This is a genomic window from Pseudomonas sp. AM14(2022), assembly GCF_036346455.1.
GTDB lineage: Bacteria > Pseudomonadota > Gammaproteobacteria > Pseudomonadales > Pseudomonadaceae > Aquipseudomonas > Aquipseudomonas putida_A.
The window spans coordinates 21,448-41,408 of the sequence record NZ_JAOTNY010000026.1 but is presented as its reverse complement, the minus strand read 5'-3'; the positions used below and the strand labels follow the sequence as shown (position 1 = coordinate 41,408).

At 60.2% G+C, this 19,961-nt stretch carries 19 protein-coding genes; 7 read left to right on the top strand and 12 right to left on the bottom strand.

Translation table 11 applies throughout. The annotated features are described in order from the left end of the window. Positions 1-167 precede the first annotated feature (167 nt). The 3 genes from V3W27_RS27305 to algW form a co-directional block, all read right to left on the bottom strand. On the bottom strand, positions 168-887 hold the full coding sequence (locus tag V3W27_RS27305; protein WP_330208008.1) for a DUF4198 domain-containing protein: 720 nt from the start codon (positions 885-887) through the stop codon (positions 168-170). A 12-nt stretch (positions 888-899) separates the two neighbouring features. Continuing rightward, a complete protein-coding gene (locus V3W27_RS27300; protein ID WP_330208007.1) occupies positions 900-3,005 on the bottom strand; it encodes a TonB-dependent siderophore receptor in 2,106 nt (701 codons plus the stop codon). An 87-nt stretch (positions 3,006-3,092) separates the two neighbouring features. Then, the gene (gene algW / locus V3W27_RS27295) at positions 3,093-4,247 is read right to left on the bottom strand and encodes a Do family serine endopeptidase AlgW (RefSeq protein ID WP_096795365.1); all 1,155 of its coding nucleotides are present in this window, start codon (positions 4,245-4,247) and stop codon (positions 3,093-3,095) included. Positions 4,248-4,350: 103 nt separating this feature from the next. On the opposite strand from algW, the gene V3W27_RS27290 reads away from it, so the two are divergent. From V3W27_RS27290 to cysN, 3 genes are all read left to right on the top strand, one after another. Continuing rightward, positions 4,351-5,109 (top strand): Nif3-like dinuclear metal center hexameric protein, encoded by a 759-nt coding sequence (locus tag V3W27_RS27290; protein ID WP_027610860.1) that lies wholly within the window; start codon positions 4,351-4,353, stop codon positions 5,107-5,109. Between the two features lie 249 nt (positions 5,110-5,358). After that, the gene (gene cysD, locus V3W27_RS27285; protein WP_003221715.1) at positions 5,359-6,276 is read left to right on the top strand and encodes a sulfate adenylyltransferase subunit CysD; all 918 of its coding nucleotides are present in this window, start codon (positions 5,359-5,361) and stop codon (positions 6,274-6,276) included. A 9-nt stretch (positions 6,277-6,285) separates the two neighbouring features. Further along, entirely contained in the window at positions 6,286-8,184 is a 1,899-nt protein-coding gene (cysN, locus tag V3W27_RS27280; protein ID WP_027610861.1) for a sulfate adenylyltransferase subunit CysN, read from the top strand. Positions 8,185-9,043: 859 nt separating this feature from the next. Here the strand turns inward: cysN and V3W27_RS27275 are convergent. From V3W27_RS27275 to V3W27_RS27265, 3 genes are read right to left on the bottom strand one after another with little or no spacing between them, the layout of a single operon-like run. Continuing rightward, on the bottom strand, positions 9,044-9,949 hold the full coding sequence (locus V3W27_RS27275) for an acyltransferase (RefSeq protein ID WP_047597834.1): 906 nt from the start codon (positions 9,947-9,949) through the stop codon (positions 9,044-9,046). Further along, complete coding sequence (gene pta / locus V3W27_RS27270) at positions 9,950-12,049, bottom strand: phosphate acetyltransferase (RefSeq protein WP_098967230.1); 2,100 nt, start codon at positions 12,047-12,049, stop codon at positions 9,950-9,952. 60 nt (positions 12,050-12,109) lie between these two features. Further along, positions 12,110-12,436, bottom strand: a complete 327-nt coding sequence (locus V3W27_RS27265; RefSeq protein WP_096795392.1) for a DUF3565 domain-containing protein — start codon at positions 12,434-12,436, stop codon at positions 12,110-12,112. Here V3W27_RS27265 and V3W27_RS27260 point away from each other — a divergent pair. The 3 genes from V3W27_RS27260 to V3W27_RS27250 all read left to right on the top strand — a co-directional run bounded on the left by V3W27_RS27260 (position 12,405) and on the right by V3W27_RS27250 (position 14,740). Beyond that, complete coding sequence (locus V3W27_RS27260; RefSeq protein WP_007968032.1) at positions 12,405-12,890, top strand: FKBP-type peptidyl-prolyl cis-trans isomerase; 486 nt, start codon at positions 12,405-12,407, stop codon at positions 12,888-12,890. The two genes, V3W27_RS27265 and V3W27_RS27260, sit on opposite strands and share 32 nt — an antisense overlap. A 122-nt stretch (positions 12,891-13,012) precedes the next feature. After that, positions 13,013-13,495, top strand: coding sequence for a glutathione peroxidase (locus V3W27_RS27255; RefSeq protein WP_027610864.1), 483 nt, complete (start codon positions 13,013-13,015; stop codon positions 13,493-13,495). A 141-nt stretch (positions 13,496-13,636) separates the two neighbouring features. Further along, positions 13,637-14,740 (top strand): NADH:flavin oxidoreductase, encoded by a 1,104-nt coding sequence (locus tag V3W27_RS27250; protein ID WP_330208006.1) that lies wholly within the window; start codon positions 13,637-13,639, stop codon positions 14,738-14,740. Positions 14,741-14,851: 111 nt separating this feature from the next. Here V3W27_RS27250 and V3W27_RS27245 read toward each other — a convergent pair whose 3' ends face one another. Together V3W27_RS27245 and cysZ are read right to left on the bottom strand one after the other, a co-directional pair. Then, the gene (locus tag V3W27_RS27245; protein ID WP_330208005.1) at positions 14,852-16,051 is read right to left on the bottom strand and encodes a glycosyltransferase family 4 protein; all 1,200 of its coding nucleotides are present in this window, start codon (positions 16,049-16,051) and stop codon (positions 14,852-14,854) included. A 40-nt stretch (positions 16,052-16,091) separates the two neighbouring features. After that, the gene (cysZ, locus tag V3W27_RS27240; protein WP_330208004.1) at positions 16,092-16,844 is read right to left on the bottom strand and encodes a sulfate transporter CysZ; all 753 of its coding nucleotides are present in this window, start codon (positions 16,842-16,844) and stop codon (positions 16,092-16,094) included. A gap of 311 nt (positions 16,845-17,155) precedes the next feature. Between cysZ and trxB the strand changes: the two genes are divergently transcribed. Then, positions 17,156-18,118, top strand: coding sequence for a thioredoxin-disulfide reductase (gene trxB / locus V3W27_RS27235; protein WP_003221727.1), 963 nt, complete (start codon positions 17,156-17,158; stop codon positions 18,116-18,118). 182 nt (positions 18,119-18,300) lie between these two features. Here the strand turns inward: trxB and V3W27_RS27230 are convergent, their stop codons facing one another. From V3W27_RS27230 to folE, 4 genes are all read right to left on the bottom strand, one after another. Next, the gene (locus V3W27_RS27230) at positions 18,301-18,639 is read right to left on the bottom strand and encodes a HopJ type III effector protein (RefSeq protein WP_097090400.1); all 339 of its coding nucleotides are present in this window, start codon (positions 18,637-18,639) and stop codon (positions 18,301-18,303) included. Further along, positions 18,632-18,928, bottom strand: coding sequence for a DUF1244 domain-containing protein (locus tag V3W27_RS27225; protein ID WP_003221730.1), 297 nt, complete (start codon positions 18,926-18,928; stop codon positions 18,632-18,634). The genes V3W27_RS27230 and V3W27_RS27225 overlap by 8 nt, the downstream gene beginning before the upstream one ends. Before the next feature lie 96 nt (positions 18,929-19,024). Continuing rightward, positions 19,025-19,396 (bottom strand): dihydroneopterin triphosphate 2'-epimerase, encoded by a 372-nt coding sequence (folX, locus tag V3W27_RS27220; RefSeq protein WP_007968040.1) that lies wholly within the window; start codon positions 19,394-19,396, stop codon positions 19,025-19,027. Then, on the bottom strand, positions 19,397-19,957 hold the full coding sequence (folE, locus tag V3W27_RS27215; RefSeq protein WP_095139529.1) for a GTP cyclohydrolase I FolE: 561 nt from the start codon (positions 19,955-19,957) through the stop codon (positions 19,397-19,399). It lies immediately after the preceding gene. Positions 19,958-19,961: the final 4 nt, after the last annotated feature.

Genomic DNA, 19,961 nt, shown 5'->3' with positions numbered 1-19,961 from the left:
CTCCAAGAGGGAGAGGGGACTGATTGGGGGATATTGCAGAGTTTCGCCGACGTGAGAGTGCTGTACTGAATCCATAATCGACTCGGATTTTCAGGTCGATGTACTTCGCAAGACAGCGCGGTCTGCTCCCTCTCCCTCAGGGAGAGGGCTGGGGTGAGGGTGCGCTTTTACTCGTGATGCGGTTCGCCAAGGAACGTCAGCGAACTGAACAGCCCGCGACTGTTCACATCCGCGCTGTCCTTCACCGGCACTTCCACCTGCGCCGCAATCACATTCAACCCTTCATTACGCACCAGCACCTGCGCGCGTCCGTCCTTGTCCGTTTCGGTGCTCAGGGTGTTCGGTGCATTGCGATAGTCGCCAATCAGCTTCACGCCCGCTGCCGGTTTGCCATCGAGCAGCACCCGTACCGGCATTGATTTGCCCGGGCCGACGGTCAGCGGGTCGACCTCCGGCAAAATCAGCAACTTGATCTGCTCAAGCCTGGGCAACTTTGCTCCCGGCTGATAAATCGCCAGGCTGTACTTGAACGTCTCGGTGGCTTCGACAGCACCCGGCACTTTGCTGCGGCCTTCGTTGATCCATTTTCTGTCGGCGGTTTGCGACCACATGCCGTTGTTCAGTGCGACGGCCATGACCGCCGGTGTTTTTAGCGGCTTCAGGCGCGCGTGATCGGGCAGGCGTTCGACGCTGACCGGGATCATTTTGCCGCTTGTGTCATAGGCCCAGGCGCCGCTGATTTTCTGCGCCTTGAAGGCATTGTCCTCGGCGCCGTGGCCGTAGATCACTTCGATATTGCCGCGCCGTTGTTCGGTCCACAGGCCGTGGGCCGAGGCCTGAGTGGCGAACAAAGCGGCGATGATCAGCAGGGTTTTGCGGCATTGCATAGTGACGTCCTTTTACAGGTTGAGTGTCAGGCTGACGGTGAAATTGCGCGGCTCGCCGGGGTTGACCCAGTAATTGCTGTAGGAGCGCTCGTAGTATTTTTCGTCGAAGAGATTGTTCAGGTTCAGGCCAACCGTGACGTTGTCGCTGGCCTTGTAATGGGCCAGCAGATCGACGGTGTGATAGGCCGGCATTTCAAAATCACCGCCGGCTTCACCGGAGCGATCGCCGACATAGGTGAACGCCGCGCCGACGTCCGAGCCGCGCAAATGGCCGTCCTGAAATTCGTACACACCGAGCAGGCTGCCACTGCGCTTGGCCACGCCGAGGATGCGGCTGCCGGTCGGGATTGCCGCGTCGCCCTTGGTCACTTCAGCGTCGATGTAAGCGAAGGCACCCATCACCCGCACGGCATCGGTCACTTGCCCGGTCACTTGCCAGTCGAAACCGCGACTGCGCGCCTTGCCCATTGCACGGCTGGTATCGGTGTTCGGATCGAGGGCGAGGACGTTTTCCTTGTCGATGTGGAAGAAGGCGAGGGTGCTGCTCAGGCGCTCGTCGAACAGTTCGTTCTTGATCCCGATTTCGTAGCCGACACCTTCTTCGGGATCGAAGGATTTGCCGGAGGCGTCGAGGCCGTTATTCGGTTTGAACGAGGTCGAGGCGTTGGCGAACAGGCCGGTGTTCGGCGTCAACTGATAGAGCAGGCCGGCGCGTTGGGTGAGGGCGTCGTGAGTCTGCTGGCTTTTGGCATCGCGGGTGTGATCGTCGATGCGTTGATCAAAGTGTTCGAAGCGTGCGCCGATCATCCCGCGCAGTTTGTCGGTGAAGATGATTTGATCCTGCAGGTTCAGTGCGTGGCTTTCGACGTGTTCGAAGAAGTCAGTACCCGAGCGTGGGCCGTTGGGTTTCGGTTGGCCGTAGATCGGCTTGTAGATGTCGATGGCGTAGGGACCGCCGGCGATGGTAGTGACGCGTTCGTTCTTGCGGTAGTTCTCGTACTCGGTGCCGATCAGCAGTTCGTGCTGCCATGGGCCGAGGTCGAACAGACCGCGCAGCTCCAATTGGGTGATGCTGTCGTGCCAGTTAGTGTCCCGTTCGCGGTAACGTCGGTTGACCGTGTGACCATCGGCGTTCAGCGCACGACTTTCAGACGCGTCGCCCCACAGTTTGCCTTCCTTGTAGTGGCTGGCCAGACGCAGTTTCCAGCTGTCGTTGAGGTGATGTTCGAGGGTGGCCTGGAGCAGGTTGTTGTGGTTGTCGATGTTGCCGTCGTTCGGTTCACCGAGGAAGGTCGAGCGCGAAACGCCGCTCCATTTGTTGTTCGGTGCGACGATTCCTCGGTCGAACGTGGAGTTGTGCCGGACGATTTCGCTTTCCACCAACAACGAAGTGTCCGGGCTCAGTTGCCAACTGATCGAAGGTGCGACGAAGACCCGCTGGCTGTCGACGTGATCACGGAAGCTGTGGTTGTCTTCGACCGCAAGGTTGATTCGCGAGAGCACGTCCCCCTGCTCGTCGAGCTGCGTGTTGACGTCCAGAGCCGTGCGATAACGATCCCAACTGCCAGCGCTGGTCTGCACGGTGGTGAACGCTTCGGGCTGCGGCTTTTTGGTGACGATGTTCACCGTGCCGCCAGGATCACCACGGCCATACAGGCTCGCGGCCGGTCCTTTGAGGACTTCGATGCGCTCCACATTGGCCGCGTCCGGCGTGCTCGGGTAGCCGCGATTGGCGCTGAAACCGTCCTTGTAGAACTCTGAGGTGGTGAAGCCGCGTACGCTGTATTCGTACAGCGTCAGGCCGCCAAAATTGTTCTGCTTCGACACGCCGCCGGCAAATTCCAGTGCGCGTTCGACATTGTGGCTGCCCAGATCCTTGAGCACGCTGGCCGGCACCACGCTGATCGCTTGGGGAATGTCGCGGATGGCGGTGTCGGTTTTGGTTGCACTGGCGGAGCGCGTCGCGCGGTAGCCGCTGACCGGCCCGCTGGGGGATTCATAATCGGAAGTGACGCTGATGGCGTCGAGTTCGAGGGGTTGCGGATCTTCGGCGAAGACCGGATCGCCCAGCAGGCCCAGGGTCAGGCCAAGCAGCGAAGCCTTTTTTCGAGACGACATGTTATGTAGTTCCAATCGTTAAATTGAAACAATATAACATGCCTGTTGAGAGTGTCTTTCATTCGCGCACTCGGCGCGAATAAAGTTTTACTCTTCTTCTTTCACCGGTGCAGGCGGCGGACGCAGGCCGATTTCAGCGGTGAGCTTCAGTTCTTTGCCGTTGCGCATGACCTGAATGGTCACTTTGTCAGTCGGCTTGATCCGCGCCACCTGGTTCATGGACTTGCGGCCATCACCGGCCGGTTCGCCGTCGATACTCAGAATCACGTCACCCAGTTGCAGGCCGGCCTTCTGTGCCGGGCCATCGCGGAAGATCCCCGCCACGACAATCCCCGGACGCCCGGACAGGCCAAACGACTCGGCCAGTTCCTGGGTCAGCGGCTGCACTTCAATACCCAGCCAGCCACGAATCACCTGACCGTGCTCGATGATCGACTTCATCACTTCCATCGCCAGTTTCACCGGGATTGCAAAACCGATGCCCTGCGAGCCGCCGGACTTGGAGAAGATCGCCGTATTGATGCCGGTGAGGTTGCCGTTGGCATCAACCAGCGCGCCGCCGGAGTTGCCCGGGTTGATCGCCGCGTCGGTCTGGATGAAGTCTTCGTAGTTGTTCAGGCCCAACTGGTTACGCCCGGTGGCGCTGATGATGCCCATGGTCACGGTCTGGCCGACGCCGAACGGGTTGCCGATGGCCAGCGCGACATCGCCGATGCGGATGCTGTCGGAGCGGCCGACGGTGATCGCCGGCAGGTTTTTCAGGTCGATCTTCAGCACCGCGAGGTCGGTTTCCGGATCGCTGCCGATCACCCGGGCGAGGGTTTCGCGACCGTCCTTGAGTGCCACCACGATCTGGTCGGCGCCGGTGGTCACGTGGTTGTTGGTCAGAATGTAGCCTTCCGGGCTCATGATCACCCCGGAACCGAGGCTCGATTCCATGCGTTTCTGCTTCGGCGAGTTGTCACCGAAGAAGCGCCGGAACTGCGGGTCTTCAAACAGCGGGTGCGCCGGTTTGTTGATGACCTTGGTGGTGTAAAGGTTGACTACCGAGGGTGCGGCGATGGTCACTGCGTCGGCATAGGACACCGGTCCCTGCTGCACGCTGGTGGTCTGCGGGGCCTGTTGCAGGTTGACATCGAGGCTCGGCAGCCCGACCCACTGCGGGTAACGCTGAATAATCAACAGAGCGATAAGCACACCGGCCAACAGCGGCCAGCCGAAAAAACGCAGCGCCTTGAGCATTAAGCACGTCCTGGAAAAGTTGCAGGCGGGGTCAGACCGCCCATAATGTCGCGCATTATACGAGGCCGCGCGCGCCTCTGAACGGGATTTTCAGGAGTCTTTCATGGCCGTCGCCCTCAGCACCCTCGTCGAAGAAGCCGACCGTTACCTCGGCAGTGCGAAAATCGCCGATTATTGCCCCAACGGCCTGCAGGTCGAAGGCCGTCCGCAGGTGATGCGCATCGTCAGTGGCGTCACCGCCAGTCAGGCCTTGCTCGATGCTGCGGTGGAAGCCGAGGCCGATCTGGTGCTGGTGCATCACGGTTATTTCTGGAAAGGCGAGAACCCGTGCATCACCGGCATGAAGCAGCGGCGCTTGAAGACTTTGCTCAAGCACGACATCAGTCTGCTCGCCTATCACTTGCCGCTGGATCTGCATCCGGAGGTCGGCAACAACGTGCAACTGGCGCGTCAGCTGGACATTACCGTTGAAGGGCCACTGGATCCGGACAACCTCAAAATTGTCGGACTGGTCGGGTCGTTGAGCGAGCCAATGACCCCAAGGGATTTCGCCCGCAAGGTTAAAGACGTCATGGGCCGCGAGCCGCTGCTGGTCGAGGGCAGTGGGATGATTCGTCGAGTTGGCTGGTGTACCGGTGGCGGGCAGGGTTATATCGATCAGGGCGTGGCGGCGGGTGTCGATCTGTTCCTCAGCGGTGAAGCCTCCGAGCAGACCTTCCACAGCGCTCGGGAAAACGACATCAGCTTCATCGCCGCCGGCCACCACGCCACCGAGCGCTATGGCGTGCAGGCGCTGGGTGACTACCTGGCAAAACGTTTCGCCCTCGAACACATCTTCATCGATTGCCCGAACCCTATCTGAATCCACCACAAATACCTGTGGGAGCGAGCCTGCTCGCGAAGGCGTCAGACTTTCAATACAAAGGTGTCTGGCATACCGCTTTCGCGAGCAGGCTCGCTCCCACAAGGGAACTGCTCGGCCGAACCGGCAGGCATATTCATATGCCCTTTCGATCTAGTAGCCGTCCTGATTAGAAGAGGTCGCTGTGCTAGGATTCCCCGCTCGAACACGGCCCGCTGGCCGTTCATAAGAAAGCTTTCGTGAGTAGCCATGGTCGACAAACTGACGCATCTGAAACAGCTGGAGGCGGAAAGCATCCACATCATCCGCGAGGTGGCCGCCGAGTTCGACAACCCGGTGATGCTGTACTCCATCGGTAAAGACTCCGCCGTGATGCTGCATCTGGCACGCAAGGCGTTCTTCCCGGGCAAACTGCCGTTTCCGGTGATGCACGTCGACACTCGCTGGAAATTCCAGGAGATGTACAAGTTCCGCGACAAGATGGTCGAAGAGCTGGGCCTGGACCTGATCACCCACATCAACCCCGATGGCGTGGCGCAGAACATCAACCCGTTCACCCACGGCAGCGCCAAACACACCGACATCATGAAGACCGAGGGCCTGAAACAGGCGCTCGACAAGCATGGTTTCGACGCCGCGTTCGGCGGCGCCCGTCGCGATGAAGAGAAGTCCCGTGCCAAAGAGCGCGTGTACTCGTTCCGCGACAGCAAGCACCGCTGGGACCCGAAAAACCAGCGCCCTGAGCTGTGGAACGTCTACAACGGCAAGGTCAACAAGGGCGAATCCATTCGGGTGTTCCCGTTGTCGAACTGGACCGAGCTGGACATCTGGCAGTACATCTACCTCGAAGGCATCCCGATTGTGCCGCTGTACTTCGCCGCCGAGCGCGAAGTGATCGAGAAGAACGGCACGCTGATCATGATCGACGACGACCGTATCCTCGAACACCTGTCCGACGAGGACAAGGCACGTATCGTCAAAAAGAAAGTGCGTTTCCGTACCCTTGGCTGCTACCCGTTGACGGGCGCGGTGGAGTCCGAGGCTGAAACCCTCACGGACATCATTCAGGAAATGCTCCTGACGCGAACTTCCGAGCGCCAGGGCCGGGTCATCGACCACGATGGCGCAGGCTCGATGGAAGACAAGAAACGTCAGGGTTATTTCTAAGGGGTTGTCATGTCGCACGCATCTGATTTGATCAGCGAGGACATCCTCGCCTACCTGGGCCAGCACGAACGTAAAGAGCTGCTGCGCTTTTTGACCTGCGGTAACGTCGATGACGGCAAGAGCACCCTGATCGGGCGCCTGCTGCACGACTCCAAGATGATCTACGAAGATCACCTGGAAGCTATCACTCGCGATTCGAAGAAAGTCGGCACCACCGGTGACGACATCGACCTGGCGTTGCTGGTCGATGGCCTGCAGGCTGAGCGTGAGCAGGGCATCACCATCGATGTCGCCTACCGCTATTTCTCCACCGCCAAACGCAAATTCATCATCGCCGACACCCCAGGCCATGAGCAGTACACCCGCAACATGGCCACCGGTGCCTCCACCTGTGACCTGGCGATCATCCTGGTCGACGCCCGTTACGGCGTGCAGACCCAGACCCGTCGCCACAGCTTCATCGCCTCGTTACTCGGCATCAAGCACATCGTCGTCGCCATCAACAAGATGGACTTGAAAGACTTCGATGAAGGCGTGTTCGAGTCGATCAAGGCCGACTACCTGAAGTTCGCCGAAGGCTTGAAGATGAAGCCGACCAGCATGCACTTCGTGCCGATGTCTGCCCTCAAGGGCGACAACGTGGTGAACAAGTCCGAGCGCTCGCCTTGGTACAAAGGTCAGTCGCTGATGGAAATTCTCGAGACCGTGGAAGTGGCGGGCGACCGCAACTTCACCGATTTGCGTTTCCCGGTGCAGTACGTCAACCGTCCGAACCTGAACTTCCGTGGTTTCGCTGGCACCCTCGCCAGCGGCATCGTGCACAAGGGCGACGAAGTGGTGGTTCTGCCGTCGGGCAAGAGCAGCCGCGTCAAATCCATCGTCACCTTCGAAGGTGAGCTGGAGCAGGCCGGCCCGGGTCAAGCGGTGACGCTGACCATGGAAGACGAAATCGACATCTCCCGTGGCGACCTGCTGGTGCATGCCGACAACGTGCCGCCGGTCACCGACAGCTTCGAAGCGATGCTGGTGTGGATGGCTGAAGAGCCGATGCTGCCGGGCAAGAAATACGACATCAAGCGCGCCACCAGTTACGTGCCGGGCTCGATTGCCAGCATCGTCAACAAGGTCGACGTCAACACCCTCGAAGAAGGCCCGGCGAGCGCGTTGCAGCTCAACGAAATCGGCAAGGTGAAGATCGCGCTCGACGCGCCGATCGCCCTCGACGGTTACGACAGCAACCGCACCACCGGCGCGTTCATCGTCATCGACCGTTTGACCAACGGCACCGTCGGCGCCGGCATGATCGTCGCTCAGCCAGTGGCTCATGGGACTGCCTCGCACCACGGCAAACTGGCTCACGTTGCCACTGAGGAACGTTCCCAGCGTTTCGGCCAGCAGCCAGCGACCGTGCTGTTCAGCGGCCTGTCGGGCGCGGGCAAGAGCACGCTGGCCTACGCGGTCGAGCGCAAGCTGTTCGACATGGGCCGTGCGGTGTTTGTGCTCGATGGTCAGAATCTGCGTCACGACCTGAACAAAGGGCTGCCGCAGGATCGTGCCGGTCGGACCGAGAACTGGCGGCGTGCTGCGCATGTGGCGCGTCAGTTCAACGAGGCGGGTCTGTTGACCCTGGCGGCGTTTGTTGCGCCGAGCGCTGAAGGTCGTGAGCAGGCCAAGGATCTGATCGGCAAGGAGCGTCTGCTGACGGTTTATGTGCAGGCCTCGCCGGCGGTGTGTGCCGAGCGTGATCCGCAGGGCTTGTATGCTGCGGGTGGCGATAATATTCCGGGTGAGTCGTTCCCGTATGACGTGCCGCTGAATGCTGATCTGGTGATCGACACGCAGTCGTTGTCGCTGGAAGAGAGCGTCAAGCAGGTGTTGGATCTGCTGCGCAAGCGTGGCGCGATTTAAGCTTTAGCCGGAAATGAAAGGCCCGCGGATGAGTGATCATCGGCGGGCTTTTTTATTGGAGGCGATTTGGTTTTCGGCGATGGCGGCCTTTGGGCCGACCATGCTTTGGGTGGGTTGTGTGAATATCCGTTTCTTCGGGTGTTGCTGATTGCGGTTCCGCCCTTACGGCGGGTCACTTTTTACAAACGCCTAAAAAGTAACCAAAAACGCTTGCTCCTACGTTCGGCCCGCTCGCTGGGGCTCGGGGTTCCTTCGCTCCGGGATTGATCCGGGCGCAGCGCCTACGGTTTGCTTCGCTGCACCTCCTCTCGCTGTGTTTGGCTTCGCCAAACGGTCGCTGCGCTCCCACCCCCGGATCAATCCCTACGCTCAGCCTTCCGACGTCGCCCGTGGATCAAGATCAAAAGCTTTCGGCGAGCTGACACTCGGCCATTTGAGTGTTGAAAAGCGTGCGCCTGGCTTTAGCTTTTCCTGTGGGAGTTGGCTTGCCAGCGATGGCGGCCTGACAGCCGACCAATCTCTACCTGAATACACCGGTTTCAAACTGTGGGAGCGGGCTTGCTCGCGAAGGCGGCCTGACAGCCGACCAATTTCTACCTGAATACACCGGGTTCAAACTGTGGGAGCCTGGCTTGCCAGCGAAGGTGGTCTGACAGCCGACTAATCTCTACCTGAATACACCGTGTGCAAACTGTGGGAGCGGGCTTGCTCGCGAAGGCGGCCTCACAGCCGACCAAGCTCTAACTGAATGCACTCCATCCAACTGTAGGAGTGAGCCTGCTCGCGATAGCGGTATGTCGTTCAACATTGGGAGTGGCTGTTCCACCGCTATCGCGAGCAGGCTCGCTCCTACAGGGGATTAACGTTTGTCTGGGAATTCGCGGTGCATCTGTTCCAGCAGCGCATCCTTGTCCTGCCATAGCTGGTTGATCCAGCCCTGGAATTGCAGGCGATATTCGCCGTCCTGGTCGTAGTTCTTGCCGATGAAGGCCGGCGGGATTTTCAGTTCTTCAAAGTGCACCACCACGTCGCGCACGTTGCCGCACAGCAGATCCCAGAAACCCGGACGCCCGCCCGGATAGTGGATGGTCACGTTGACGATCGACTCCAGTTGCTCACCCATCGCATCAAGCACAAAGGCGATGCCACCCGCCTTGGGTTTGAGCAGGTATTTGAACGGTGACTGCTGTTGCGCATGTTTGCCTTCGGTGAAGCGCGTGCCTTCGACGAAGTTGAAAATCCCCACCGGGTTGTTGCGGAATTTCGCGCAGGTCTTGCGCGTGGTTTCCAGGTCTTTGCCTTTCTTCTCTGGATGCTTTTCCAGGTACGCCTTGGAGTAGCGCTTCATGAACGGGAAGCCCAGCGCCCACCAGGCCAGACCGATCACCGGAACCCAGATCAGCTCCTGCTTGAGGAAGAATTTCAGCGGCTGGATGCGACGGTTGAGCACGTATTGCAGCACCAGGATGTCGACCCAACTCTGGTGGTTGCTGGTGATCAGGTATGAGTGTTGGTAGTCCAGACCTTGCAGGCCGCTGATGTGCCAGCGGGTGCGGCGCACCAGGTTCATCCAGCCTTTGTTGTTGCTGATCCAGGCTTCGTGGGTGTGGCTCATCAGCCACAGTGAGGCGCGGCGGGCGAGGTCGAAGGGCAGCACTTTGATCAGCGCCACGCAGAACAGGAACGAGCACAGCAGAATCGTATTGAGCGCCAACAGCAGCGCGGCGATCACGCCGCGAATCGGGGCGGGCAGGAAGTCCAGCATTTACACATCCATAGGTCGGTTGGCGGCTTGAATCGCGGTCAGGGCGATGGTGTAGACGATGTCGTCGACCTGCGCGCCGCGCGGCAGGTCGTTCACCGGTTTGCGCAGGCCTTGCAGCATCGGGCCGAGGCTGACGCAGTCGGCGCTGCGCTGCACGGCTTTGTGGGTGGTGTTGCCGGTGTTCAGGTCGGGGAACACGAATACCGTGGCGCGCCCGGCCACCTGGCTGTTCGGCGCCAGTTGCCGGGCGACGTCTGCGTTGGCAGCGGCGTCGTATTGCAGCGGGCCGTCGATCAGCAGCGAGTGCTGTTGCTCGTGGGCGAGCAGGGTGGCTTCGCGGACTTTCTCGACTTCTTCACCGCTGGCCGATTCGCCGCTGGAGTAACTGATCATCGCCACCCGCGGGGTAATGCCGAATGCCGCTGCGGAATCAGCGCTTTGCAGTGCGATCTCCGCCAGTTCGGCGGCGCTCGGGTGCGGGTTCATCACGCAGTCGCCATAGACCAGCACTTCTTCGGGGAACAGCATGAAGAACACCGACGATACCAGCGTGCAGCCCGGTGCGGTCTTGATCAGTTGCAGGGCCGGGCGAATGGTGTTGGCAGTGGTGTTGATCACGCCCGAGACCAGGCCGTCGACCTCATCCAGCGCGAGCATCATGGTGCCGATCACCACGGTGTCTTCCAGTTGCTGTTCGGCCATCGGCGCGTTGAGGCTTTTGCTTTTGCGCAGGGCGACCATCGGCTCGATGTAGCGCTCGCGGATCAAGTCCGGATCGAGAATCTCCAGCCCCGGTGGCAACTCGATACCTTGCGCGCGGGCTACGGCTTCGACGTCCTCGGGTTTGGCCAGCAACACGCAACGGGCGATGCCGCGTTCCTGGCAGATCGCCGCCGCTTGCACGGTGAGCGGCTCGCTGCCTTCGGGCAGGACGATGCGTTTGTTCGCCGACTGCGCCCGTTGAATCAGTTGGTAGCGGAATACCGCTGGCGACAGACGCATTTCCCGCGGGGTGCCACAGCGCTGATGCAGCCATTTGGCGTCGAGATGGCTGGCGACGAAGTCAGTGATGATCTCCGCACGCTCGCGGTCATCGATGGGGATTTCCTTGTTCAGGCCATTGAGCAGGTTGGCAGTGTCGTAGGAGCCAGTGCTCACCGACAGCACCGGCAGACCGGCCTGCAACGCGCCACGGCATAGGTCCATGATGCGTGGATCGGGCAGGGTGTCGCTGGTCAGCAACAGCCCGGCCAGCGGTACGCCATTGAGTGCCGCGAGGCTGACCGCGAGGATGATGTCGTCGCGATCACCCGGGGTCACCACCAGTACGCCGGGCTTGAGCAGCTCCACAGTGTTGCGCATGGTCCGTGCGCAGATGATGATTTTGGTCATGCGCCGGGTTTCGTAATCGCCGGCGTTCAGCACCTGCGCGCCCATCAGGTCGGCGACGTCGCGGGTACGCGGTGCATTGAGTTCGGGTTGAAACGGAATGCAGCCGAGCAGGCGGAAATCACCGCTGCGCAACAACGGCGAATGCTCCTTCAATCGTGTGGCGAAGGCATCCATGCTCTCCTCGGTCTTGACCTTGTTGAGGATTACGCCGAGGACTTTCGGATCTTTCGGGCCGCCGAACAATTGCGCCTGCAATTCCACGCGGCCGGAGAGTTCGGCGAGCACTTCATTCTCCGGCGCCGAGACCAGAATCACCTCGGCATCCAGGCTTTTCGCCAGGTGCAAATTGACCCGCGCGGCGTAGCTGGCGCTACGGGTCGGCACCATGCCTTCGACCACCAGCACATCTTTGCCGATAGCAGCTTGCTGATAGAGGGCGATGATTTCTTCGAGCAACTCATCGAGCTGACCGTCGCCGAGCATCCGCTCGACATGGGCCAGGCCCAGTGGCTGCGGCGGTTTCAGGCCGTGGGTGCGCGCCACCAGTTCGGTGGAACGCTCCGGGCCAGTGTCGCCCGGATGCGGCTGGGCAATCGGTTTGAAGAAGCCGACTTTCAGTCCGGCCCGCTCCAGGGTACGCACCAGCCCGAGGCTGATGGAGGTCAGACCCACGCCAAAATCGGTGGGCGCGATAAAAAAAGTTTGCATGCGGATTCTCTAAAGGTGCATGGCAATGGTGGCGATCTATACGTGACCGCCTACCGCAATTCAGTCGCCAAGGTTATCGCTAACCGAGCCTTGTGCGCACCAACCGCAGTCAAAGGGTTGGCCTATTTTTTCAATACGTTGCGCCGGGTCCAGGACCCATGGCCGCGATTGCCACGGCGGCTGGTGACGCAGGTGCTGGGTGTGGCCACAGGAAAGCTCGGCCACCCAGTGACCGTCTTCATCCTGATGGAAGCCGGCGATTGTCGAATCCCGTTTGTCCGGGTTGTGTTCGCTTTCGCGCGATTGCTTCGCTAAACTTGGCCTTTCTATATTCTTCTGCAAAAGGTCTCGCCCCATGCTGATCGCCGCCAATAAGGCTGTCTCCATCGACTATACCCTGACCAACGACGCTGGTGAGGTCATCGACAGCTCCGCCGGCGGCGCTCCGCTGGTCTACCTGCAAGGCGCAGGCAACATCATCCCGGGCCTGGAAAAAGCTCTGGAAGGCAAAGCTGTTGGTGACGAGCTGGAAGTGTCCGTTGAGCCGGAAGACGCTTACGGCGAATATGCTGCCGAACTGGTCAGCACCCTGAGCCGCAGCATGTTCGAAGGCGTTGACGAGCTGGAAGTCGGCATGCAGTTCCACGCTTCGGCGCCGGACGGCCAGATGCAGATCGTGACCATCCGTGACCTGGACGGCGACGACGTCACCGTCGACGGCAACCACCCACTGGCCGGTCAGCGCCTGAACTTCAAAGTGAAGGTCGTTGCTATCCGTGACGCCAGCCAGGAAGAAGTCGCTCATGGCCACGTCCATGGCGAAGGTGGCCATCACCACTGATTTTCTGCGCTAAGCTTCGAGTACTGGAGAGGCGCCTGCGGGCGCCTTTTTAGTCCGCGGCTGTCCTTGGTGCTCTCGCCAAGTGGCTGTTTCGAGTAGAACACGGGAATCTGGAGTCCGTCATGAGTGCTTTTCACGACCTTAAGTTGACAGCCCTGGATGGTCAGGAGCTACCGCTGGCGCCTTTCAAAGGCCAAGTCGTGCTGGTGGTCAACGTCGCCTCCAAATGCGGCTTGACCCCACAGTACGCGGCGCTGGAAAACCTCTACCAGCAATTCAAGGGCAAGGGCTTCAGTGTGCTGGGCCTGCCGTGCAATCAGTTTGCCGGTCAGGAACCGGGTACCGAACAGCAAATCCAGGAGTTCTGCAGCCTGAACTATGGCGTGACGTTCCCGTTGTCGAGCAAGCTTGAAGTCAACGGCCATGATCGTCATCAGCTGTACCGCTTGCTGGCGGGCGAGGGGGCGGAGTTTCCGGGGGATATCACCTGGAACTTCGAGAAATTCCTGCTCGGCAAGGATGGCCGGGTATTGGCGCGATTCTCGCCGCGCACGCCGCCGGATGATCCGACCATTGTCCACGCGATTGAAAAAGCGCTGGGCTGAAACACAAAAATCGCAGCCATCGAGCTGCGATTTTTTTTGCCTGACTTTTGACCCTTAATCATTCAGATCAATAGTGCTGTTCAGAGGCGCTGACGGTTCATATTATCGCCGTCATAAAGTCATTCCCTGTGGAGCCTTCCAATGCCGGTGCAAGCCCTGTTCAAACCGTTCCACCTCGGTGCCCTCGAACTGCCGACCCGCGTGGTGATGGCGCCGATGACCCGCTCGTTTTCCCCGGGTGGCGTACCCAATTCCAAAGTGATCGAGTACTACCGTCGCCGCGCTGCGGCCGGTGTTGGCCTGATCATCACCGAAGGCACCACCGTCGGTCACAAGGCTTCCAACGGTTACCCGAATGTGCCGCAGTTCTTCGGCGAAGCGCCACTGGCCGGCTGGAAAAAAGTCGTCGACGCGGTGCATGCCGAGGGCGGCAAGATTGTTCCGCAACTGTGGCATGTCGGCAGCGTGCGCCGCATCGGCACCGAGCCGGACGCCAGCGTCCCGGCATACGGCCCGACGGAAAAACTCAAGGATGGTCAGGTCGTGGTGCACGGCATGACCAAACAGGACATTCAGGACGTGATCGCCGCGTTCGCCCAGGCCGCCAAAGATGCGCAAGGCATCGGCATGGACGGCGTGGAAATTCACGGCGCCCACGGTTACCTGATCGACCAGTTCTTTTGGGAAGGCAGCAACCAGCGTACCGACGAATACGGCGGTAGCCTGGCCAACCGTTCGCGCTTCGCCATCGAGCTGATTCAAGCGGTGCGTGCGGCAGTCGGTGAAGGCTTCCCGATCATCTTCCGTTTTTCGCAGTGGAAGCAGCAGGATTACACCGCGCGTCTGGTGCAGACCCCGGAGGCGCTGGGCGAATTCCTCAAGCCTTTGTCGGATGCCGGCGTGGATATTTTCCACTGCTCGACGCGGCGTTTCTGGGAGCCTGAGTTCGACGGTTCCGAGCTGAACCTCGCCGGCTGGACGCGCAAGCTGACCGGCAAACCGACCATCACCGTAGGCAGCGTCGGTCTGGACGGCGAGTTCCTGCAATTCATGGTCAACACCGACAAGGTCGCGCAACCGGCAAGTCTGGAGAAACTGCTGGAGCGTCTGAATAACGACGAGTTCGATCTGGTGGCAGTGGGCCGTGCGCTGCTGGTGGATCCGGACTGGGCGCTGAAAGTCCGTGAAGGGCGTGAGCAGGACATTCTGCCGTTCAGCCGTGAGGCGTTGATGACCCTGGTTTAGGCGTCGCCTTTAGCGGCTCATTCGCGAGCAAGCCCGCTCCCACACTTTGAAATGCGTTCCAAATGTGGGAGCGGGCTTGCTCGCGAAGGCAGGTTCAAAATCAGCAAAGATCTAAGGCAATGTCTGCGCATTCGGCACCATCTGTTCCCCGACACACGCCCCACGCAAATGCTTTTCAAACTGCTCGATGATCGCCGCCCACCCTTGGCGACTGGCATGCTGGCGCGCATTCAGGCGCACGCAACGCAAGGTCTCATCCTCCTCCAGCAACCACGCCGCCGCATCGCAGAACGCTTGTTCATCACCGGGCATCGCCAACACGCCGTTGTAGCCATGGCGAATGTGCTGCGCCGCCGCAGCCTGATCGTAAGCCACCACCCCCAGCCCTGACGCCAGCGCCTCAAGCACCACGTTGCCGAAGGTTTCGGTCATGCTCGGGAACAGAAAGATGTCGCCGGACGCATAGTGCGCCGCCAGTACTTCGCCGCGTTGTGAACCACAGAAGATCGCTTCGGACAGCTCCTTTTCCAGCGCAGGCCGTTGCGGCCCGTCGCCGACCACGATCAGCTTCAGCTTGCGCTGTGGATAAGTGCCGCACAGGGTGTCGAAGCAGCGCTTGAGCAGGCCGAGGTTCTTTTCCGGGGCCAGCCGGCCGACGTGAATCACCGCGATGTCCTGCTCGCTCAGGCCCCATTGCTCACGCAAGCCGTTCAGGCGCTTGGCCGGGTGAAACAACTGGCTGTCCACGCCGCGGGAGAGCAGGGCGAGGCGGTCGAAATGCCGACGCTCCAGTTCCAGGCGCTGACTGACGCTCGGCACCAGGGTCATTGCCGAGCGATTGTGAAACCAGCGCAGATAATGGGTGAGCAAGCGCGTCAGCAAACTCAGTCCGTACTGGTTGGTGTACTGCTGAAAATTGGTGTGAAAGCCGCTGACCACCGAGATCCCCAGGCGTCGCGCCGCACGCAACGCCGACAAACCGAGCGGGCCTTCGGTGGCGATGTACAAAACGTCCGGGCGATGACGCTTCCAGCGCCGCAGCAGCTTGTGCATCGACGACTGTCCCCATTGCAGACCGGGATAACCCGGCAACGGCCAGCCTCGACACAACAGCAAGGCATCGTCCTCGACGCGCTGCGGATCTCCCGCCTGGCGCGGTCGCACCAGTTCCACCTGATGCCCACGCGCGCGCAAGCCATCGCACAAGCGACCAAGGGTATTGGCCACCCCGTTGATTTCCGGTGGGAAGGTTTCGCTGATCAGGGTGATATGGAGAGCTGTCGTCATGACCTCAGTGTCGGCTGAGGCCATGTCGTGCTTGTGACGTTCGGATGATGGATTTGTGACCGGCTCAGCTCTGCGCGACAAGATTCTCCGCACCGCGTTCACGCACCCAGAACAACGTCGCCCCGGCCACTGCAGCCGGCATCATCAGAATGTTCACCACCGGAATCAGCAGCGCCAGATAGACGATCCCGCCAAAACTCATGCTCTGCCAGCGTTTCTGCCGCAGCCAGGCGAGCATCTCGTTCCAGCCCAGTTTGTGGTTGTCTGCCGGGTAGTCAATGTACTGGATCGCCATCATCCACACGCCGAACAGCAGCCACAGCGGGGCGGCGACGATGTTCACTACCGGGATGAACGAGAGAATGAACAGGCCGATCGCCCGCGGCAGGAAGTAGCCGAGTTTGCGCATTTCCCGGGCGAGGGTGCGCGGGATCATCGCAATCAGTTCGCCCCAGCTGAAGGCCGGGAAATCATCGGTGCCGCGTACCACCACTTCGACTTTTTCCGCGAGGAAACCGTTGAACGGCGCAGCGATCACGTTGGCGAGCATGGTGAAGGTGAAGAACACCATCAACGCCACCAGCACCACGAACAGCGGCCAGAGGATGTAGCTGAGGAAACTCAGCCAGTCGGGCAGCGACGGCATCAGGCTGTCGACCCACAGGCTGAACTGATGGCCGGCCAGATAGATCAATCCGACGAACAGCACCAGGTTGATCGCCAGCGGCAGCAACACGAACAGGCGCAGGCCAGGACTGAGAACCAGTTTGAGGCCTTCGCGCAGGTATTGCGGGCCGGATAGAACAGGGGCGGGCATAAGGTGCTCCGAGCAAGGGAAAACGCGCCGACCTTACCGACTTTGCAACAGGTGCGAAAGCGCGGCAGAGCGCTCGACATTCACTGTAACAAAGACGTCGATATGGTCGGAGTGTGCGTATAGAGACCACCTATGAGCTGGATTGTTATTCCGTATTTCCTTAATCTTGCCCCCCTCGATACGCTGCACCCAACTTTTTACAGGACTGTCGAGCTCATACCTTCCCCAAGGTTATCCACAGTCCTTTTTTATTCCCGCCGGCAGTCCGGCGTTCCGCGCCAGTTTTTCGGCCCGGTCAACAGGAGCAGGTCATGTCTGAAGTCCGTCATTCGCGAGTGATTATTCTCGGTTCCGGCCCTGCCGGTTACAGTGCTGCGGTCTACGCCGCCCGTGCCAACCTCAAGCCACTGCTGATCACCGGCATGCAGGCCGGCGGTCAGCTGACCACCACCACCGAAGTCGACAACTGGCCAGGCGACGTGCACGGCCTGACCGGTCCGGCCCTGATGGAGCGGATGCGTGAGCACGCCGAGCGTTTTGAAACCGAGATCGTTTTCGATCACATCAACGCCGTGGACTTCGCTGCCAAGCCGTACACCCTGACCGGCGACAGCGCGACTTACACCTGCGACGCCCTGATCATCGCTACCGGTGCCAGCGCTCGCTACCTGGGCCTGCCGTCGGAAGAAGCGTTCATGGGCAAAGGCGTTTCGGCCTGCGCGACTTGCGACGGTTTCTTCTACCGCAACAAGCCAGTGGCTGTGGTCGGTGGCGGCAACACCGCTGTAGAAGAGGCGCTGTACCTGGCCAACATCGCCAGCACCGTGACCCTGATCCACCGTCGCGAAACCTTCCGCGCCGAGAAGATCCTGATCGACAAGCTCAACGCCCGCGTGGCCGAAGGCAAGATCATCCTCAAGTTGAACGCCAACCTCGACGAAGTGCTGGGCGACAACATGGGTGTGACCGGTGCGCGCCTCAAGAACAACGACGGCAGCTTCGACGAAATCAAAGTCGACGGCGTGTTCATCGCGATCGGCCACACTCCGAACACTTCGCTGTTCGAAGGCCAGTTGACCCTGAAAGACGGTTATCTGGTAGTGCAGGGCGGCCGTGACGGCAACGCCACTGCCACCAGCGTCGAAGGTATCTTCGCTGCCGGTGACGTGGCTGACCACGTCTACCGTCAGGCCATCACCTCGGCTGGCGCCGGCTGCATGGCGGCACTGGACACCGAGCGTTACCTGGACGGTCTGCAGAACGCTTCGTTCTAAATCGCAGACACAAAAAAACCGGCTTCGGCCGGTTTTTTTATGCCCGTATTTCCGCTACATCGCATAACCCTGTTGGAGCGGGCTTGCTCGCCAAAGCGGTGTGTCAGACAAAGAAAAGTCGCCTGGCACGGCGCCTTCGCGAGCAAGCCCGCTCCCACAGGGGACGGCGTTGGCTATGGAAATCAGCGACGGGTCAGCGGCTGTGCTTCGAACTTCACACCCGCCAGACCGTGCTTGATCAGCGCGCGGATATTGCCGTGGTCGCTGCCCTCAGGCGTCGCCACCACCGAACGGTAATGTTCACCGAACGCCAGCAGCGCCTCTTCATCACTCAAGCCTTCCAGCAGTGCCAGACCCAAAGTCTTGCACGAACCTTCGTTCTGCCCGGCGGCGTTTTCCACGCCACCGTTGTTGAACGCCTGAGGCTGGTAGTCGTAACCGGCGGCGATGAAAGCCAGGGTGTCGGCGAAAGCGTGTTCGCCGCTTTTGAGGCTGGCGCGCAGGGTGTTCAGATCACTCATTGGGTTTTCCTTTGGCGAACGCCGCCTGTTGTTCGGCGCTGGCTTCTTGCTGGTATTGGGCTTTCCACTCGGCGTAAGGCATGCCGTAAACCACTTCACGGGCGTCGTCGAGGCTGACCTCGATCTGCTGTTCATCGGCGGCAGCCTTGTACCATTTGGACAGGCAGTTGCGGCAGAATCCGGCGAGGTTCATCAGGTCGATGTTCTGCACGTCCTTGCGGCTGTCCAGATGGGCGACCAGCCGGCGGAAAGCGGCGGCTTCGAGTTCGAGGCGTTGTTGCTCGGTCATGGGAGTCTCTGCGAGACAGCTTCAAGCGACGAGCTTCAAGCTGCAAGATGGGTGGCGTTGATATGAAGTTTACAGCTTGCCGCTTGAAGCTTGAAGCTAGCGGCTCGCTGCAAGCGTTATTGACACCGACTCGGCAAAACGCAGCGCATGCGGCTTGTCGACTTCGACTTCGGCGTACAGCACTGCAGCATGAGTCATCACCAGATCCAGCAGTTCCTGGGTCAGGCGTTCGAGCAGCGCAAAACGATTGCCCTCGACGTGGGCGATGATCGCCTTGGTGATGGTGCGGTAATTCAGCGCGTGATCGATGTCGTTGTCGCGCACCGCTTCCTGCGCTGCGTACAGGATGGTCAGGTTGATCAGCACATCCTGCTTGTTGAGGATCTCGTCCTCGTTGATCCCGATAAAGGTGCGCAAGCGCAGATCCTTGACCCGGATGCGCGCCATTCCCGGTTGAAGTTGTGACATTTACTTGCTCCGTCCAATCAATTGCAGGAACTCCTGGCGGGTGTTGCTCGAGTCGCGAAAGGCGCCGAGCATGACCGAGGTGTTCATGGTCGAATTCTGTTTCTCGACACCGCGCATCATCATGCACATGTGCCGGGCCTCGATGACCACCGCGACGCCGGCGGCATCGGTGACCTGTTGCACCGCATCGGCAATCTGCCGGGTGAGGTTTTCCTGAATCTGCAGGCGCCGGGCGAACATGTCCACCAGCCGCGCGATCTTCGACAGCCCCAGCACCTTGCCTGTCGGAATATAAGCCACATGGGCCTTGCCGATGAAGGGCAGCAGGTGATGTTCGCACAACGAGTAGAGCTCGATGTCGGCGACGATGATCATCTCGTCGCTGTCGGAGGCAAACAGCGCGCCGTTGACGATCTGATCCACACTCTGTTCATAGCCGTGACACAGGTATTGCATGGCTTTGGCCGCGCGCACCGGGGTATCGAGCAGACCTTCGCGGTCGGGGTCTTCGCCGAGGCCGATGAGGATCTCGCGGTAATTCTCGGGCAGGGAACGGCTCATGGGT

Coding starts and splice junctions, on each gene's coding strand:
- V3W27_RS27305 (WP_330208008.1), bottom strand. CDS start 887: ATGCAATGCCGCAAAACCCTGCTGATCATCGCCGCTTTGTTCGCCACT.
- V3W27_RS27300 (WP_330208007.1), bottom strand. CDS start 3,005: ATGTCGTCTCGAAAAAAGGCTTCGCTGCTTGGCCTGACCCTGGGCCTG.
- algW (WP_096795365.1), bottom strand. CDS start 4,247: ATGCTCAAGGCGCTGCGTTTTTTCGGCTGGCCGCTGTTGGCCGGTGTG.
- V3W27_RS27290 (WP_027610860.1), top strand. CDS start 4,351: ATGGCCGTCGCCCTCAGCACCCTCGTCGAAGAAGCCGACCGTTACCTC.
- cysD (WP_003221715.1), top strand. CDS start 5,359: ATGGTCGACAAACTGACGCATCTGAAACAGCTGGAGGCGGAAAGCATC.
- cysN (WP_027610861.1), top strand. CDS start 6,286: ATGTCGCACGCATCTGATTTGATCAGCGAGGACATCCTCGCCTACCTG.
- V3W27_RS27275 (WP_047597834.1), bottom strand. CDS start 9,949: ATGCTGGACTTCCTGCCCGCCCCGATTCGCGGCGTGATCGCCGCGCTG.
- pta (WP_098967230.1), bottom strand. CDS start 12,049: ATGCAAACTTTTTTTATCGCGCCCACCGATTTTGGCGTGGGTCTGACC.
- V3W27_RS27260 (WP_007968032.1), top strand. CDS start 12,405: ATGCTGATCGCCGCCAATAAGGCTGTCTCCATCGACTATACCCTGACC.
- V3W27_RS27265 (WP_096795392.1), bottom strand. CDS start 12,436: ATGGAGACAGCCTTATTGGCGGCGATCAGCATGGGGCGAGACCTTTTG.
- V3W27_RS27255 (WP_027610864.1), top strand. CDS start 13,013: ATGAGTGCTTTTCACGACCTTAAGTTGACAGCCCTGGATGGTCAGGAG.
- V3W27_RS27250 (WP_330208006.1), top strand. CDS start 13,637: ATGCCGGTGCAAGCCCTGTTCAAACCGTTCCACCTCGGTGCCCTCGAA.
- V3W27_RS27245 (WP_330208005.1), bottom strand. CDS start 16,051: ATGGCCTCAGCCGACACTGAGGTCATGACGACAGCTCTCCATATCACC.
- cysZ (WP_330208004.1), bottom strand. CDS start 16,844: ATGCCCGCCCCTGTTCTATCCGGCCCGCAATACCTGCGCGAAGGCCTC.
- trxB (WP_003221727.1), top strand. CDS start 17,156: ATGTCTGAAGTCCGTCATTCGCGAGTGATTATTCTCGGTTCCGGCCCT.
- V3W27_RS27230 (WP_097090400.1), bottom strand. CDS start 18,639: ATGAGTGATCTGAACACCCTGCGCGCCAGCCTCAAAAGCGGCGAACAC.
- V3W27_RS27225 (WP_003221730.1), bottom strand. CDS start 18,928: ATGACCGAGCAACAACGCCTCGAACTCGAAGCCGCCGCTTTCCGCCGG.
- folX (WP_007968040.1), bottom strand. CDS start 19,396: ATGTCACAACTTCAACCGGGAATGGCGCGCATCCGGGTCAAGGATCTG.
- folE (WP_095139529.1), bottom strand. CDS start 19,957: ATGAGCCGTTCCCTGCCCGAGAATTACCGCGAGATCCTCATCGGCCTC.